Annotated in this window: 15 protein-coding genes; 10 read left to right on the top strand and 5 right to left on the bottom strand. The window is 74.6% G+C overall.

The window, feature by feature from the left end:
• Nucleotides 1-17 precede the first annotated feature (17 nt).
• The 10 genes from ACH4D3_RS06610 to ACH4D3_RS06655 all read left to right on the top strand — a co-directional run bounded on the left by ACH4D3_RS06610 (nucleotide 18) and on the right by ACH4D3_RS06655 (nucleotide 8,686).
• Nucleotides 18-1,028: a VOC family protein gene (locus ACH4D3_RS06610; RefSeq protein ID WP_398317138.1), complete on the top strand. Its 1,011-nt coding sequence runs from the start codon at nucleotides 18-20 to the stop codon at nucleotides 1,026-1,028.
• A complete protein-coding gene (locus ACH4D3_RS06615; protein ID WP_398317141.1) occupies nucleotides 1,025-1,825 on the top strand; it encodes an aspartate dehydrogenase domain-containing protein in 801 nt (266 codons plus the stop codon). Before ACH4D3_RS06610 ends, ACH4D3_RS06615 begins: the two co-directional genes overlap by 4 nt.
• Nucleotides 1,822-2,640, top strand: a complete 819-nt coding sequence (locus tag ACH4D3_RS06620) for an alpha/beta fold hydrolase (RefSeq protein WP_398317144.1) — start codon at nucleotides 1,822-1,824, stop codon at nucleotides 2,638-2,640. The genes ACH4D3_RS06615 and ACH4D3_RS06620 overlap by 4 nt, the downstream gene beginning before the upstream one ends.
• A gap of 5 nt (nucleotides 2,641-2,645) precedes the next feature.
• Complete coding sequence (locus ACH4D3_RS06625; protein ID WP_398317147.1) at nucleotides 2,646-3,167, top strand: cupin domain-containing protein; 522 nt, start codon at nucleotides 2,646-2,648, stop codon at nucleotides 3,165-3,167.
• A complete protein-coding gene (locus ACH4D3_RS06630; protein ID WP_398317150.1) occupies nucleotides 3,160-3,912 on the top strand; it encodes an SDR family oxidoreductase in 753 nt (250 codons plus the stop codon). The genes ACH4D3_RS06625 and ACH4D3_RS06630 overlap by 8 nt, the downstream gene beginning before the upstream one ends.
• Before the next feature lie 38 nt (nucleotides 3,913-3,950).
• Nucleotides 3,951-4,742: an SDR family oxidoreductase gene (locus ACH4D3_RS06635; RefSeq protein ID WP_398317153.1), complete on the top strand. Its 792-nt coding sequence runs from the start codon at nucleotides 3,951-3,953 to the stop codon at nucleotides 4,740-4,742.
• Between the two features lie 9 nt (nucleotides 4,743-4,751).
• The gene (locus tag ACH4D3_RS06640) at nucleotides 4,752-6,383 is read left to right on the top strand and encodes a thiamine pyrophosphate-binding protein (protein ID WP_398317156.1); all 1,632 of its coding nucleotides are present in this window, start codon (nucleotides 4,752-4,754) and stop codon (nucleotides 6,381-6,383) included.
• Nucleotides 6,384-6,397: 14 nt separating this feature from the next.
• Complete coding sequence (locus tag ACH4D3_RS06645; protein WP_398317159.1) at nucleotides 6,398-7,357, top strand: PDR/VanB family oxidoreductase; 960 nt, start codon at nucleotides 6,398-6,400, stop codon at nucleotides 7,355-7,357.
• Between the two features lie 71 nt (nucleotides 7,358-7,428).
• The gene (locus tag ACH4D3_RS06650; protein WP_398317161.1) at nucleotides 7,429-7,656 is read left to right on the top strand and encodes a recombinase-like helix-turn-helix domain-containing protein; all 228 of its coding nucleotides are present in this window, start codon (nucleotides 7,429-7,431) and stop codon (nucleotides 7,654-7,656) included.
• Nucleotide 7,657: 1 nt separating this feature from the next.
• Nucleotides 7,658-8,686, top strand: a complete 1,029-nt coding sequence (locus ACH4D3_RS06655) for a Rieske 2Fe-2S domain-containing protein (RefSeq protein WP_398317164.1) — start codon at nucleotides 7,658-7,660, stop codon at nucleotides 8,684-8,686.
• On the opposite strand, the gene ACH4D3_RS06660 is transcribed toward ACH4D3_RS06655, so the two are convergent.
• The 5 genes from ACH4D3_RS06660 to ACH4D3_RS06680 form a co-directional block, all read right to left on the bottom strand.
• Nucleotides 8,665-9,213, bottom strand: coding sequence for a MarR family winged helix-turn-helix transcriptional regulator (locus ACH4D3_RS06660; protein WP_398317167.1), 549 nt, complete (start codon nucleotides 9,211-9,213; stop codon nucleotides 8,665-8,667). The genes ACH4D3_RS06655 and ACH4D3_RS06660 overlap by 22 nt on opposite strands.
• Before the next feature lie 250 nt (nucleotides 9,214-9,463).
• The gene (locus tag ACH4D3_RS06665) at nucleotides 9,464-10,819 is read right to left on the bottom strand and encodes an AAA family ATPase (protein WP_398317170.1); all 1,356 of its coding nucleotides are present in this window, start codon (nucleotides 10,817-10,819) and stop codon (nucleotides 9,464-9,466) included.
• Nucleotides 10,816-12,444 carry a hypothetical protein gene (locus tag ACH4D3_RS06670; RefSeq protein WP_398317173.1) on the bottom strand — a complete coding sequence of 543 codons (1,629 nt, stop codon included), beginning with the start codon at nucleotides 12,442-12,444 and terminating at the stop codon, nucleotides 10,816-10,818. Before ACH4D3_RS06670 ends, ACH4D3_RS06665 begins: the two co-directional genes overlap by 4 nt.
• The gene (locus ACH4D3_RS06675; RefSeq protein WP_398317176.1) at nucleotides 12,435-13,631 is read right to left on the bottom strand and encodes a hypothetical protein; all 1,197 of its coding nucleotides are present in this window, start codon (nucleotides 13,629-13,631) and stop codon (nucleotides 12,435-12,437) included. Before ACH4D3_RS06675 ends, ACH4D3_RS06670 begins: the two co-directional genes overlap by 10 nt.
• On the bottom strand, nucleotides 13,528-14,517 hold the full coding sequence (locus ACH4D3_RS06680; RefSeq protein WP_398317179.1) for a phosphatase PAP2 family protein: 990 nt from the start codon (nucleotides 14,515-14,517) through the stop codon (nucleotides 13,528-13,530). The genes ACH4D3_RS06675 and ACH4D3_RS06680 overlap by 104 nt, the downstream gene beginning before the upstream one ends.
• Nucleotides 14,518-14,668: the final 151 nt, after the last annotated feature.

Below are 14,668 nucleotides of genomic sequence, written 5' to 3' on the forward strand. Positions count from 1 at the left end.
CCACGGGAGATCCCGCCATGAACCAGCCCCTGCCCCCGATCGGCCGCCTGCGCGCCCTGCGCTCGGTCGAGCTGCTCACCCCGGACTTCGCCGACGCCGTCGACTTCTACGAGGAGGTCTGGGGCCTGGAGGTCGTCGAGGCCGAGCACAGCGCGAGCTGGCTGCGCGGCACCGGCGAGGAACACCACGTGCTCAGGCTGACCCGCTCCGAGACGATCGGCCTGGGCCGCCTGGTCTTCGCGCTCGGCACCCCGGCCGAGGTCGACCGGGCCGCGCACCGGCTGCGGGCCCGCGGCATCCTGCTCGTCACCGAACCCGGCCCCCTCGACCAGGTCGGCGGCGGCTACGGGCTGCGCTTCCACGACCTCGACGGACGGCTCATCGAACTGTCCGCCGAGACCTGGGCGGTCACCGCACGCGGCCGGGACGTGTCCCTGCCGGTGGGCGTCACCCACGCCGTCCTCAACACCCCCGACATCGACGCCTCCGTCGCCTTCTACCGCGACGTGCTCGGCATGCGCGTCTCGGACTGGTCCGAGCACCAGATGGCGTTCCTGCGCTGCGGCTCCGACCACCACTGCGTCGCCTTCAACCAGGCGCCGTGGGTCTCCCTCAACCACGTCGCCTACGAGATGACCTCGCTGGACCACTTCATGCGCGGCCTGGGCCGGCTCCGGCACCACGGCGTCACCCCCGAGTGGGGACCCGGCCGGCACGGCCCCGGCAACAACACCTTCTCGTACTTCACCGACCCCACCGGCCTGGTGTGCGAGTACACCACCGAGGTCGCCCAGATCGTCGAGGACACCTGGATCTGCAAGGTGTGGCGGCGCACCCCCGAGCTGTCCGACCTGTGGGGGACCGCGGGCCCGCCCTCGCAGCGGATCCGCGCCCACATGACGGGCACCCCCGACGGCAGCCCGGTCACCGGTCCCCGCACCGCGCCCGTGGACGCCCCGGTGGACGCCCCCGCCCGTACCGGCACTGGCACCGGCACCGGCACCGACACCGAAGGAGCAGCGGCATGAACGGCGGCACACGCAAGGTCGGCCTCATCGGCTGGGGCGCCATCGGCCGTACCGTCGGCAGCGCCCTCGCCGCCGGCGAGGTGCCCGGCGCCGAACTCGCCGGCGTCGTCGACAACCGCCCCCTGGGCGACGCGGTCCCCGCACCCCAGCTCACCGTGGAACAGGCCCTCGCCGCCTGCGACCTGATCGTCGAGGCCGCGGGACAGGGCGTCGTACGGGCCTGGGGCGAGTCGATCCTCGCCTCCGGCACCGACCTGCTGGTGGCGTCCACCGGAGCGCTCACCGACGAGGACCTCGCGAAGAAGCTCCTCTCCGCCGGGCCCGGCCGGGTCTACTTCACCGGCGGCGCCGTCGGCGGACTCGACCTCCTCCAGGCCGTACGGGCGATGGGACCGCTCGGCGAGGTCACCCTGACCACCACCAAGCTGCCGTCCACCCTCGAACAGCCCTGGATGGACGAGGAGACGCTCGCCCGTCTGCGGTCGGCGACCGGACCCGTGGAGGTCATGTCCGGCACCGCCCGCGACATCCCGGCGAAGTTCCCCAGGTCCACCAACGTCGCCGCCTCCGTCGCCCTCGCGGTCGGCGACCTCGACGCGGTACGGGTCAGGGTCGTCGCCGACCCGGCGGCCGCGCACACCTCCCACGTCGTCGAGGCGAGCGGGCCGCACGGCTCGTACCGCTTCGAGGTGCGCCACCTGCCCGACGCCGCCAACCCGGCCACCAGCCAGGTCGTCCCGTACGCGGTACTGCGCTCACTCGCCGCCCTGGCCGGACGCCGGGGGCTGATCCTGTGACCGCCCACGACCTCGCCGGGCTGCACCTGGAGGAGAGCGGCGGCGACGGGCCGCTGGTGCTGTGCCTGCACGGCATCGGCTCCTCGTCCGCCGCCTTCGCCCCGCAGATCGAGGCCCTCGCCGCCGCCGGTCACCGGGTCGTCGCCTGGGACGCCCCCGGATACGGCAGGTCCGCCGACCCGGACGGCGACCTCACCCTCGACGACTACGCCGACACCGCCGCCGCCGTCATCCGCGCCCGCGCCACCGAGGCGCACGTCGTCGGCGTCTCCTGGGGCGGGGTCGTCGCCCTGCGGCTCGCCACCCGGCACCCGGACCTCGTCGCCTCCCTCACCGTCGCCGACTCCACGCCCGGCTCCGGCACCGGCCCCGAGAAGGCCGCCGCCATGCGCGCCCGGGTCCCGGAGCTGGAGCGCCTCGGCCCGCGCGCCTTCGCCGAGGAACGCGGCCCCCGGCTGCTGTCCCGGGACGCGCCGCCCGAGCTGGTGCGACGGGTCGTCGACACCATGGCCGACGCGATCAGGCCGCCCGGCTACCGGCAGGCGGCCGAGTCGATGGCCGCCACCGACCTGCGCGGCGAACTCGCCGACGTCACCGCGCCCACCCTCGTCCTGTGCGGCGACCAGGACCGGATCACCGGCCCCGACGCCTCACAGGTCCTGGCCGGCGGTCTGCACCGGACCGCCTACGTGATCGTCAAGGACGCCGGTCACCTGGCCAACCAGGAGCAGCCCGAGCACTTCAACGCCTGGCTGCTCTCCCACCTCCACATCGTCACCGACACCCGCGACCGCACCCACACCCGGAAGGGCTGATCACCATGCCGCTGACCACCGACGACTACGACAACGGCTCGGACCTCGCCAAGTACACCGACTCCCTGATCGCCACCAAGGCCTCCCGCGAGCCGGACTGGGGCACCCTTTCCTTCCAGGAGAAGGCAGGCCCGCAGTACAGGCGGGCGCAGATCCGCTACGTCGGCTCCGGCGCCACCGGCAACCACGAGGAGGACGGCCGGATCCTGCCCTCCGGCGGCTTCACCTTCTCCAACATGCTGCTGCCGCCCGGCGCCGAGGGCCCCGCCCACACCCACCACGACGTCGAGGAGGCCTTCTTCGTCCTGGAGGGCGAGGTCCGCGTCGGCATCCACCGCGGCCCGGACGAGACCGAGTACCGCACCCTCGGCTACCGCGACATGATCGTGGTCCCGGCCGGGGTGACCCGCTCGCTGAAGAACGAGGGCGACACCGACGCCCTGTTCTGCGTGGTCATCGGCACGCGGAAGCCGCAGGTGCCGACCTACCCCGAGTACTCCCCGCTGTACGGCGTCACCCGTGACTGACCCGGCCACCGGGCGCCGCACGGTCGTCGTGACCGGCGCGGGCCGTGGTCTGGGGGAGGCCATGGCCCGCCGGGCGGCGGCCGACGGGTACCGCGTCGTCGTCGCCGAGCTGAACGAGGAGCGGGGCTCGCGTACGGCGGCGGCGATCCAGGAGGCGGGCGGCGCGGCCGAGTTCGTCCCGCTGGACGTCGCCGACCCCGCCTCGGCCGAGGCGCTGGCCGCCCGTGTCGCGCCCGGCGGCCCCGTCTACGCCCTGGTCAACAACGCGGCGCTGGCCAACGGCGTCGGCGGCCGGGAGTTCCAGGACATCGACGTCGAGACCTGGGACCGGCTGATGACCGTCAACGCACGCGGCCCCTGGCTGGTCGCCAAGCACCTGCTGCCCCTGATGTCCGACCCCGGACGCATCGTCAACATCGCCTCCGACGCCGCTCTCTACGGCTCCCCGCGGCTGGCCCACTACATCGCCTCCAAGGGCGCGGTCGTCGCCCTCACCCGGGCCATGGCCCGCGAACTGGGCGAGCGGGGCATCACCGTCAACGCGGTGGCGCCGGGCCTGACGGAGGTCGAGGCGACCGAGACGGTACCGGCCGCGCGGCACGCCCTGTACGCGGCGAACCGCGCGATTCCCCGGCCGCAGCGCCCCGACGACCTGGTGGGGCTCGTCTCCTTCCTGCTCGGCGAGGAGTCCCGCTACCTCACCGGCCAGGTCGTCGCCGTCAACGGCGGCTTCACCATGCACTGAACCCCCGCCCCCCGCACCCCCGTTCGCAAGGAGAACCCATGGACCTCGGCCTCGCCGACCGCACCGTCCTGGTCACCGGCGGCAGCTCCGGCGTCGGCCTGGCCACGGTCCGCGCCCTGCTCGACGAAGGCGCCCGCGTCGCCACCTGCGGCCGGGACGCCGACCGGCTCGCCAAGGCCGCCGCCGGTCTCGGCGCCGGCCGGGACCGCCTGTACACCGGCGTCTGCGACGTCCGGGACGCCGACGCCGTACGGGACTTCACCGAGCGGGCCGCCGCACGGCTCGGCGGACGGCTCGACGGGCTGGTCAACAACGCGGGCCAGTCGAGGATGAAGAGCCTCGACGAGACCACCGCCGACGACTGGCGCGACGAGCTGGAACTGAAGTTCGCGGGCGTCCTGAACCCCCTCGCCGCCGCCCGCGCGCACCTCGGGGCCACCGGCGCCGCCGCGGTCGTCAACGTCAACGCCGTCCTCGCCAAGCAGCCGGAGACCCGGCTGATCACCACCAGCGCCGCCCGCGCCGGCATCCTCAACCTCTCCGCCTCCCTGGCCCGCGAACTGGCCCCCGAGGGCATCCGCGTCAACTCCGTCTGCCTCGGCCTGGTCGACACCGGCCAGTGGACCCGCCGCCACGCGGCCGCGGACAGCGGGCTCGGCTACCAGGAGTGGCAGGCGGAGATCGCCGCCGACCGGGGCATCGCGCTGGGCAGGCTCGGCCGCGCGGAGGAGGTCGCCTACGCGATCGTCTCGCTGCTCTCGCCGCGCGCCTCCTACATCACCGGAACCAGCATCGACGTCTGCGGCGGAGTCGGCCGCGGCATCCTCTGAGGAGTTCGCATGCGTTACGACCACGGGGGCGCACTCCTGGCCGCCCACCTCAAGTCCCTCGGCGTCGACACCGTGTTCGGCATCGTGTCCGTGCACAACCTGCCGCTGGTGGAGGCCGTCGAGGCCGACCCGGACCTGCGGTTCGTGCCGGTGCGGCACGAGGCGAGCGCCGTCAACGCCGCCGACGCCCACGGCCGGGCCCGGGGCTCGATCGGCTGCGCGCTCACCTCCACCGGCACCGGCGCGGGCAACGCGGCGGGGTCCCTGATCGAGGCGCTGTCCTCCGGGACGGCGGTGCTGCACGTCACCGGGCAGGTCGAGTCGGCGCACCTCGGCAGCGGGCGCGGCTTCATCCACGAGACCAAGGACCAGCTCGGCATGCTCACCGCGGTGTCCAGGTACGCCGCCACCGTCACCTCCGCCCGGGACGCGGGCCGCATCCTGCGCGAGGCGTCCGCCGCCGCGCTCACCGCGCCGGGCGGCCCCGCGAGCGTGGAGTGGCCGATCGACCTCCAGTACGCGCCCCAGGAGGACGACGGCGCCCCGGTGCCGCTCGCCGGGGCCCCGGTGCCGGACCCGTCCCGGCTGGCCGCGGCACGCGACCTGCTGTCCTCCGCCCGGCGCCCGCTGATCTGGGCCGGGGGCGGTGCGAACACCGCCCGCGACCAGCTCCTGGCCCTGCTGGAGGCGACCGGCGCGGGCCTGCTCACCTCCAACTCCGGGCGCGGCGCCGTACCCGAGGACCACGAGCAGGTCGTCGGCAACTTCGCCACCACGCCCGCCGGACGCGCGCTCCTGGCCGACGCGGACGTCGTCGTCACCGTCGGCACCCACTTCCGCTCCAACGAGACCGCCGACTACGGGCTCCGCCTCCCCGAGGCACACATCCAGATCGACGTCGACGCCGCCGCCCTCGGCCGGGTGTACCCCGCCCGGCACGCCCTGCACGGCGACGCCGCCGCCGTCCTGCCGCGGCTCACCGAAGCCGCCGTACGCGCCGACGCGCAGTGGACGGACCGGGTCCGCCGGGTGCGCGACGAGGTGCGCGCCGCCCTGCACGACGGCATCGGCCCGCAGGCCGCGATCTGCGACGCCCTCGCCGCCGCCCTGCCGCGCGGCGCGGTCGTCGCCCGGGACGTCACCATCCCGTCGTCCGCCTGGGGCAACCGCCTCCTGCCCCTGCACGACCCGCGCGCCAACGTCTTCCCGCGCGGCGGCGGCATCGGCCAGGGCCTCGCCATGGGCATCGGCGCCGCCCTCGCCCGCCCCGGCGAGCCCACCGTCGTGATCGCGGGCGACGGCGGCCTCGCCGTCCACCTGGGCGAACTGCTCACCCTCGCCCAGGAACGGCCCCGCCTCGTCCTGATCGTCTTCAACGACGGCGGCTACGGAGTGCTGCGCAACATGCAGGCCACCTACACCGAACGCCGCTCCGGCGTCGACCTGTTCACCCCCGACTTCGCCGGGCTCGCCGCCGCCTGCGCACTCCCGTACGCGCGGATCGGCGACGCGAGCGAGGCCGCCGAGGTGATCGACGCCGCCGTCGCCTCCGACGGGCCGACCCTCGTCGAGGTCGACCTGGCCGCGCTCGGCCCGATGCGGAACCCGTTCACCCCGCCCGTCAAGATCCCCGCCCGGTAGGGAGGCCCGCCGAGATGAGCACCACCGAAGCCACCGAAGAGCAGGAACTGGACCTCCTCGTCCACCGCACGACCTGGGAGGCGCAGGGCGTCCTCTCCGTCGAGCTGGTCCACCCGGACGGCAAGCCGCTGCCCGCCTGGACGCCGGGCGCGCACCTGGACCTGCACGTCGGCGGCCACGTCCGCCAGTACAGCCTGTGCGGCGACCCCGAGGACGGCGGGACGTACCGCCTCGGCATCCTCGACGAGCCCGCCTCGCGGGGCGGTTCGCGCCACGTCCACACCAAGCTGCGGCCCGGCCAGACTGTGCGGGTGGCCGGGCCGCGCAACCACTTCGCCCTCGAACCCGCCGCCTCCTACGTCTTCGTCGCCGGCGGCATCGGCATCACCCCGATCCTCGCCATGGCCCGCCGGGCGGAACGGGACGGCATCCCGTACCGGCTGGTCCACGGCGGCCGCACCCGCGCCTCGATGGCGTTCGGCGGCGAACTCGCGGCGCTCGGCGGCGGCGAGGTGACCCTGGTACCGCAGGACGAGCAGGGGCACATCGACGTGGCGAGCACGCTCGCGGACCTCCCGGCCGACGCGCTCGTGTACTGCTGCGGACCCGAGCTCCTGCTCAAGGCCGTCGAGGACGCGGCGCCCGAGGGGCGGCTGCGCACCGAGCGGTTCGCCGCACCGGCCGTGGCACGCGCGGGCGACGACGACAGCGCCTTCGAGGTCGAGTGCCGTACGTCGGGCGTGACCCTGAACGTCGGCCCCGGCACCTCGATCCTCGCGGCCGCCGAGAACGCCGGACTGGCCGTCACCTCCTCCTGCCGGGACGGCATCTGCGGCTCCTGCGAGACCCGCGTCCTGGCCGGCACCCCCGACCACCGCGACTTCCTGCTCAGCGACGCCGAGCGTGCCACCGGCGAGACGATGATGATCTGCGTCTCGCGCTGCGCCTCGGACCGCCTCGTCCTGAACCTCTGACCACCTCACCTCCGATGCCTCCGACGCCCCCGATGCCTTCGATGCCTTCGATGCCTCCGATGGAGAACGCCGTGCCCGAGACCACCTGGCCGTACCTGGACCCCCACCAGACCCGTGACCACGAGCCCACCCCGTACGAGCTGAAGCTCGCGCGCACGCTTGAGGACATCTTCACCAAGGACGGTCACGAACTGGCCGACGTGATCGGCGGACTCAACTCCCGCCAGCTGCGCACACCCACGGGTGAGCCCTGGACCGAGGAGTCCTTCCGCGCCGAGATGAACCGCCTGGGAGCCTGACATGACCCTCTCGACCCACGACACCGCCGACCACGTCTACGCCCACGGCCTGCGCAACCAGTGGCACCCCGTCGTACCGTCGGACTTCGTCGCGCCCGGCGACATGCGCAGGGTCACCGCGCTCGGCGAGAACTGGCTGCTGTTCCGCAAGTCCGACGGCGGACTGTCCATGCTGGCCGACCGCTGCCCCCACCGCGGCGCGCCCCTCTCCCTCGGCAAGCACCTGGGCGACCGGGTCGCCTGCTGGTACCACGGGGTCGAGGTCGACACCGCCGGCACGGTCACCTCGGTCCCCGGCCTGCCGGGCTGCAACCTGGAGGGCAAGACCCTCGTCACCTCGCTGCCGGTGCGCGAGGTCGGCGGCGCGGTCCTCGCCTACTTCGGCGACGAGGAACACCCCGAGCCGGTGGAACTCACCCTGCCCGAACCGCTGGCCGACGACGAGATCTCCGCGTTCCTCTGCTACGCGGAGTGGGACGTGCCGTGGCGGTTCGCCATGGAGAACCTGCTCGATCCGATGCACGGCGCCTTCCTGCACTCCGAGTCGCACACCATGTTCGCCGGGGACACCACCGCCAAGTTCCGTATCCGGGAGACCGGGCGGGGCTACTTCTTCGAGAAGACCGACCAGCGGGGCGTCAACTTCGACTGGGTCGAGCTGTGCCACACCGGGGTCGACTGGGTGGACCTGTCCATCCCCTACCCGCCGTCGGCGGGCCCCGGCGGCCCCTTCGGCATCGTCGGCATGGCCTGCCCGGTGGACGCGGGGCGCACCGGCGTCTTCTTCTGGCGCTACCGCAAGGTGGGCGACTGGCAGCGCGACACCTGGCGGTTCCTGTACAAGACCCTCATCGAGGCCCGCCACTGGGAGGTCCTGGAGCAGGACCGCGTCATGCTGGAGAACATGCCCGCGGACGCCGACCAGCGGGAGAACCTCTACCAGCACGACCTGGGCGTGGTCCGGCTGCGCCGGCTGTACCGGGCCCGGGCGGAGCAGCAGTCGTCGGTTCAGCCCGTCCCGGCGGGCTGATCCGGGGCGTCGTCGGACTCGACGATCGAGCGCTCCAGCTTCGACAGCAGACGGCTCAGTTGACGGTGCTCGGCGGGCGAGAGTCCGCCGAGCATCCGGCGTTCGTTCTCCAGGTGCGCGCTGAACACCTCGTCCACCTTCGCCAGGCCCGCCTCGGTGAGCCGCGAGTACACCACGCGCCGGTCCTCGGCGTCGCGTTCGCGCACCAGCAGGCCGTCCTTCTCCAGCCGGTCGAGGCGCAGCGTCACCCCGGCCGAGGAGACCAGCCCGGAGGCCGCGAGCTGCCCGGCGGTCAGCCGGTACGGGGCCCCGGACCGGCGCAGCGCGGTCAGCACGTCGAACCCGGCGACGGACAGCCCGTGTTCGTCGAGCCGCGAGGTCATCCGCGACTGGTACTGCAGATACGACCGGTGCAGCCGGGCCAGCACCTCCAGCGGAGAGGTGTCCAGCTCGGGCCGCTCGCGCGCCCAGTCCCCGACGATCCCCGCCACCGCGTCCGGCCGCCTCGCCGCCTTGCCCTGCGCCATGTCTTCCCCTCGGCGTACATCCGATGAGGAAATCTTAGCCCTAAGGGAATTCCGCCGCCGCCCGCTTTCCGGCGCCCCTCCTTCAGGCCCGCCAGGCGGCCCGGTGTTCGGTGAGGTGGGCCAGGACCGCGTGGTTGGCCTCCCAGCCGTCCGGGCTGTGTTCCTTGGCCGCCTGCGGCGGCGTGCCGGACTCCGTCCGGCGGTCGGGGGGTGTTGTGCCGGGCGTTGGCCGGACTCTCCGGCGCCCCCGTCAGGCCCGCCAGGCGGCCCGGTGTTCGGCGAGGTGGGCCAGGACCGCGTGGTTGGCCTCCCAGCCGTCCGGGAACTTCACCAGCGTTCCCAGCTGGACCGGTTCCGTGGACGGGTAGTCGTCCAGCAGGTCGCTGACGCCCTCGCGGCAGACCACGATGCACGCGTGCCGGTGCCGGGAGGCCAGGACGCACAGGCGGCCGGTCTCCAGATGGAAGGCGGTGGCGTCGGGGCGGCCGGAGAGCGGGTGCAGCACGACCGTGACGTCGTACTCGCGGCCCTGGAGGCGGTTGGCCGTGTCCACGGTCACGTCGTGCACCCCCAGGTCGGCCAGCGCCGCGCGGACCGCCGCCGCCTGGTCCCGGTGCGCGGTGCCGACGGCGATGCGGGCGGCGGTGAGGGGAGCGGGGTCGGGTGAGCGCTCGGAGGTCGCCCGGCCCTCACGGTCGAGGAGGCGCCGGACCACCGCCGCCACCGCGCGCACCGCCTCCGGGTCGGTGCGCGGGGTGTGCCGGGCCGGAAGCTCCAGCAGGCCCCAGCCCGAGGCGGCGGCCTCGTCGATCACCCGGTCGGGACCCGAGCCGTCCGACGGCACCGCGAAGGACAGGCTCCGGTCGCCGGGGCCCGTGCCGCTGCGGAACGGCGTGTACGGGTAGAAGGCGTCGGAGACCAGGCGGGCCGCCGACGCCGGGAGCCGCCAGGAGACCGGCAGCCGGTGCTGGGGCAGACCCGGGTTGTGGGCGAGGAGGGTCGTCACGGCCGAGGACGACGGGTCGTAGGCCAGGCCCGCCCACTGCTCGCTGCCCACCGTCGCGAACGGATCCAGCTGACCGGGGTCGCCCACGAACAGCGCCCGCTCGAACAGCCCGGCGACCGCGAGCAGGGAGTCCGAGCGCATCTGGTACGCCTCGTCGACGATCGCGTGCCGCCACGGCTCGTCCACCTTCACGTGCGCCCACTTCGCCGCCGTCGACAGGACGACGGACAGCCCGGCGAGGTCGGCCGCCTTCGCCGACTTGCGGACGTTCTCCAGTGCGTCGAGCGCCTTGTCGTACGGGTCGGCGTCACTGCTGTGCAGGCGGCCCACCGGAAGGTCCGGGTTCTTCTCGGCCAGCCGCAGCACCAGGTCGTCCACCTGGGCGTTGGTCTGCGCCACCACCATCAGGGGGCGGCCCGCCTCGGCCAGCTCCAGGGCCGCCCGCACCACCAGCGTGGACTTCCCGGCGCCGGGCGGGGAGTCCACGACGACGCCGCGCTCCGTGCCGTGCAGGGTGTCGTGGAGGATCGCCGCGGTGGCGCGGGCCGCCTCCGCGCCCGGGTCGAAGGCGGCGGGGGCGGCGAGGGTCTCGGCGGTCACAGCACGTCCTCCTCGGTCTGGGCGTCGGCGGCCTCCGGCACCGAGGCCGCCTCACCGGGCGGGCCACCGTGGGTCCACGGGGTCTGCTCCGGGTCGGGGAGATTCGCGCCGCCCCGCTGCTCGTGCTCGAAGAGCGTGAAGCAGACCAGGTCGCCCTTCTCCGGCACCGAACCCGCCTCCGGCTCCTTGCCGCGGCCCATCTTGTCCGTGATCCGCAGGACCAGTGTCCCCTCGTCGGGGCCGTCGTCGGTGTCGTCCGGGGTCGCCGGGCCGACGTACTCGGCGGTCTGGGGCTTGCCGCCCAGCGAGCGGTAGACCTTCACCCGCTCGCCCAGGTACGGGCGGTCGTCCGTGCGGACCGTGACCAGCGGGCGCGGACTGGGCCGCTTGCTCTCGCTGTACGCCATCACCACGTCCACCACCTCGCCCGCGAACGCCTCCCCGGCCAGCCGCCGCCCCGCCATCACCAGCGGATCGTCCAGCGCCTCCTGGGCCTCCAGACGGGCCTGCTCGCGCTCGCGCGTGGCCAGCTTGTTCGCCGCCGTCACGGCGTCGTCGCGGCGCGGCTGCGGCGGCTCGCCGGCCAGGATCCGGTCCCGGTGGGAGGTGAACGACCAGCGGTCGCGGGTCCAGCGCTCCTCCGCGTGCGCCCCCTCGGGCAGCTCCCGCAACAGGTCCAGGCCCCGCCACACCGCGTCCCAGGTGGGCCGCGTACGGCTCTCGACCAGGGCGCGGATCTCCCGCTCGGCGGCCGTGAGCGCGCCGAGCCGGTCGTCGGCCTCCAGGCCGTCCTCGGCGGCGGCCAGCGCGGTGCGGGCGCGGTCGTAGCGCTCGATGGCGGGGGCGAGCAGCCTGTTGTCGAAGGCCGGGTCGGTCGCCGGGCCCGCGGGCGGGCACAGCAGCTGGCCGTCGCCGTCGCGGGCCAGCTCGGCCCGGCGGGCGGCCTCCGCGCCGGTCGCGCCCGCCGCGGCGTCCGGCGCGATCCACGCGAGCAGGGCCCCCAGGTGCTGGTCCTCCAGCGTGGACTGCCCGGTCGCCCAGTGCCGCCCCAGCAGGTCGGTCACGGCCAGCAGGAGCGAGGAGCCGGGGACCCGGGCCCGCTCGCCGTAGTGGGTCAGCCACCGGCCGAGCAGCGGCACCCGGGGCGGTGCGGGGTGCGGGGTCTCCGGGTCCTGCTCCGCCGTACGCCGAAAGCGCATGGACCGGCCGAGCAGCCGTACGAAGTCGACGCCCGCGCGGCTCGGCACGACCAGCTGGGCGGCGTCCGCGCACAGGTCGACCTCGACCTTGACCCGCTTGCCCGTCTCCGGGTCGGTCTCGGTGCGCTCGGCGGCCTCGACGCTCTCCGCGTACGCCTCGACGTACGGCAGCACGATGTCCGCCAGCTCGGCCAGGAACGCGAAGCGCAGGTCGCGGTCGCGGGGCTGCGGCACGGCCAGCAGGTGCGGCGCGTCCCGGTCGGTGCCGACCAGCGCGCCGAGCGGGGCCCCGGCCTCACCGGCGGTGGTCAGCGGTACGAAGACCAGGGGACGGTCGGACAGGTGCCGGTGCCGGACGGTGGCGGCGGGCTGGGCCCGGCCGGTGTGCACGGCCTCCAGCCGGGCGAGCGTGGTGATCAGCGACACCCGGTCACCCCGCCTGCCGTCGCGAGCGCCTCCGCGCGCAGCCCGGCCGCCCTGCGCAGAGCGGCCACCGCCGGGTCGTCCGGGTCGCCGGCCTCCCCGCGGGCCGCGGCCAGCACGTCCTCGACCGTCGAAAGACCGCCCAGCTCGGCCCGCACCGGGCGGCCCAGGCAGGCCACGGCACCGGCCTCGCGGGACCGGGCGCGGCAGTGGAAGGCCAGCTCGCACGCGGACAGGCACTCGGGCGCGTACGTCGCCGGGACCGCCTCGACCGCCGCGGTCAGCTCCTCGGACGACTGCTCCGGGGAGAAGCAGACGCCCTCCGGGAGCGCGTCGGCGATCTCCTCGATGCGGGTCAGCCGGGCCAGCTGGCGGTCGGTGACGGCGCGCTGCTTGCGCACGTCGACGGCGGACGCGGTGGGCAGGTTGGAGAAGTCCCTGGGGCAGACGAGCAGGACGCGGTGGCGCACGCGCGGGGCCGGGTCGAGGCGGGCGGCGACCCGCTCCAGGGCCAGCACGTACACCGCGGCCTGCCGCGCGGCGGCGCCGACCTTCGCCGGGTCGGCGGAGCCGTCCAGCATGGGGAAGGACTTGATCTCGACGACCGTCCAACTGCCGTCCGGATGCACCACCACGGCGTCCGGCTCCAGGAAGGCGGGGGAACCGGCGACCTCGAGGGCGAGCATCGGATGGTCGAGCAGAGTCCACGCGCCCGACGTGCCGGTGGCCTCGCGCAGCGCCAGCGACGTCCGCGCCGCGCGCCCCTCCGGGCCGGTCGCGGACAGGTCGGGCACCCGCACCGGAGCCTCGGCGGGGGGCTCGGCACCCCGGTCCAGCCGCTCGTGCACGAGCCGCAGCAACTCGGCGCCGCCGTCCGCCTTCACCCTCGCCTCGAAGGCGTTGCCCCGGGTGAGGGCGAACTGGGACTGCCCGAAGGCCGACGGCGAGCCCAGCGCACTGGCCAGGGACGCCTTGTCCACGCCCGCCCCGTCGAGGATCGCGCGCCGACGGCACCCCGGGTTGGCGGCGAGGGCGGCCAGCGCCCGGGCGTCCAGCGCCTTGGCGGGTACGTCGGGACCGCGCAGCTCAGCGAGCCGATGCCGGAGTCTCGTCCCCCGCGTCCGAGGGGGCGGGGTCCGGCCCGGCTCCAGCTCCGAACCGCTGCTCGCGCTGCCGTGGAAATCGCTCACCCGCGGAAGTCTGGCATCCACCACTGACAATCACGGAACCCGCGCCGTCCCGGGCGGAGTCGGCGGCGGGCACGGCGGCGTTCGCGGAGCCGGCCGCGGCCGGGGCGAAACGGGCCGGCAGCCGGGTCCGCATCCGTGCCGCGGTGCGCAGCACGAACGGCGTCAGCAACAGTCCCGCGCCCATCACGGCCACACCGGCGACGGCGTCGAGGAAGTAGTGGTTCGCGGTGCCCATCACCACGATCGTGGTCCCCAGGGGGTAGACGACGGCGGCCACCTTCGCCGTGCGGGTGCCGCCGTGGCGCCACAGCATCACCCCGCACCACAGCGCCCAGCCCACGTGCAGGCTCGGCATCGCCGCGTACTGGTTGGTCATCCCGCCCATGCCGCGCGGCGCGCTCGCCGCCCCGCCCCACCAGCCGTACGAGCTGTACTGGGCCATCGTGTCGACGAACCCGTGCCCGGCGTCCAGCAGCCGGGGCGGGCAGGTCGGCAGCAGCATGAAGCCGATGAGACCGATGAACGTCGACGTCATCAGCCAGGCCCGGGCGGCCCGGTAGCGCACCGCGCGGGAGCGGAAGAGCCAGATCAGGATCGCCGGGGTGACCACGTAGTGCAGCGAGGCGTACCAGAAGTCCGCCGGTACGCCGATCCAGGGCTCGCGCGTGAAGAGGCGGTTGAGGGGGTGCTCCGCGTTGAGGTGGAGCGCCTGCTCGATGTCCAGGATGGCCAGGCCGTGGTCGACGGCGTCGGAGACGTCGCCCCGCACGAGCAGGCGTCCCGCGCTGTAGCAGGCGTACACGAGGACGATGAGCGGCAGCTCGGTCCACCAGCGCAGCCGGGTGTTCGGGGCCGCCTCGGTGCCCGGTGCCTTGGTGTGCGGCAATCCGATCGCCCTCCCCGTTCTCGTCTCTTTCCGCTTCTCGGTCACGCGTGCGCCTGGACGGACACGGGCAGGCCACTCTACGGCCTCACCGCGGCCGCTTCGCCAAACGCCCTCGGACCGGATAGACGCGGGCGTCGCCCCTCGGGTTGCC

Source organism: Streptomyces sp. NPDC018026 (assembly GCF_044327745.1).
Lineage (GTDB): Bacteria > Actinomycetota > Actinomycetes > Streptomycetales > Streptomycetaceae > Streptomyces > Streptomyces rubrogriseus.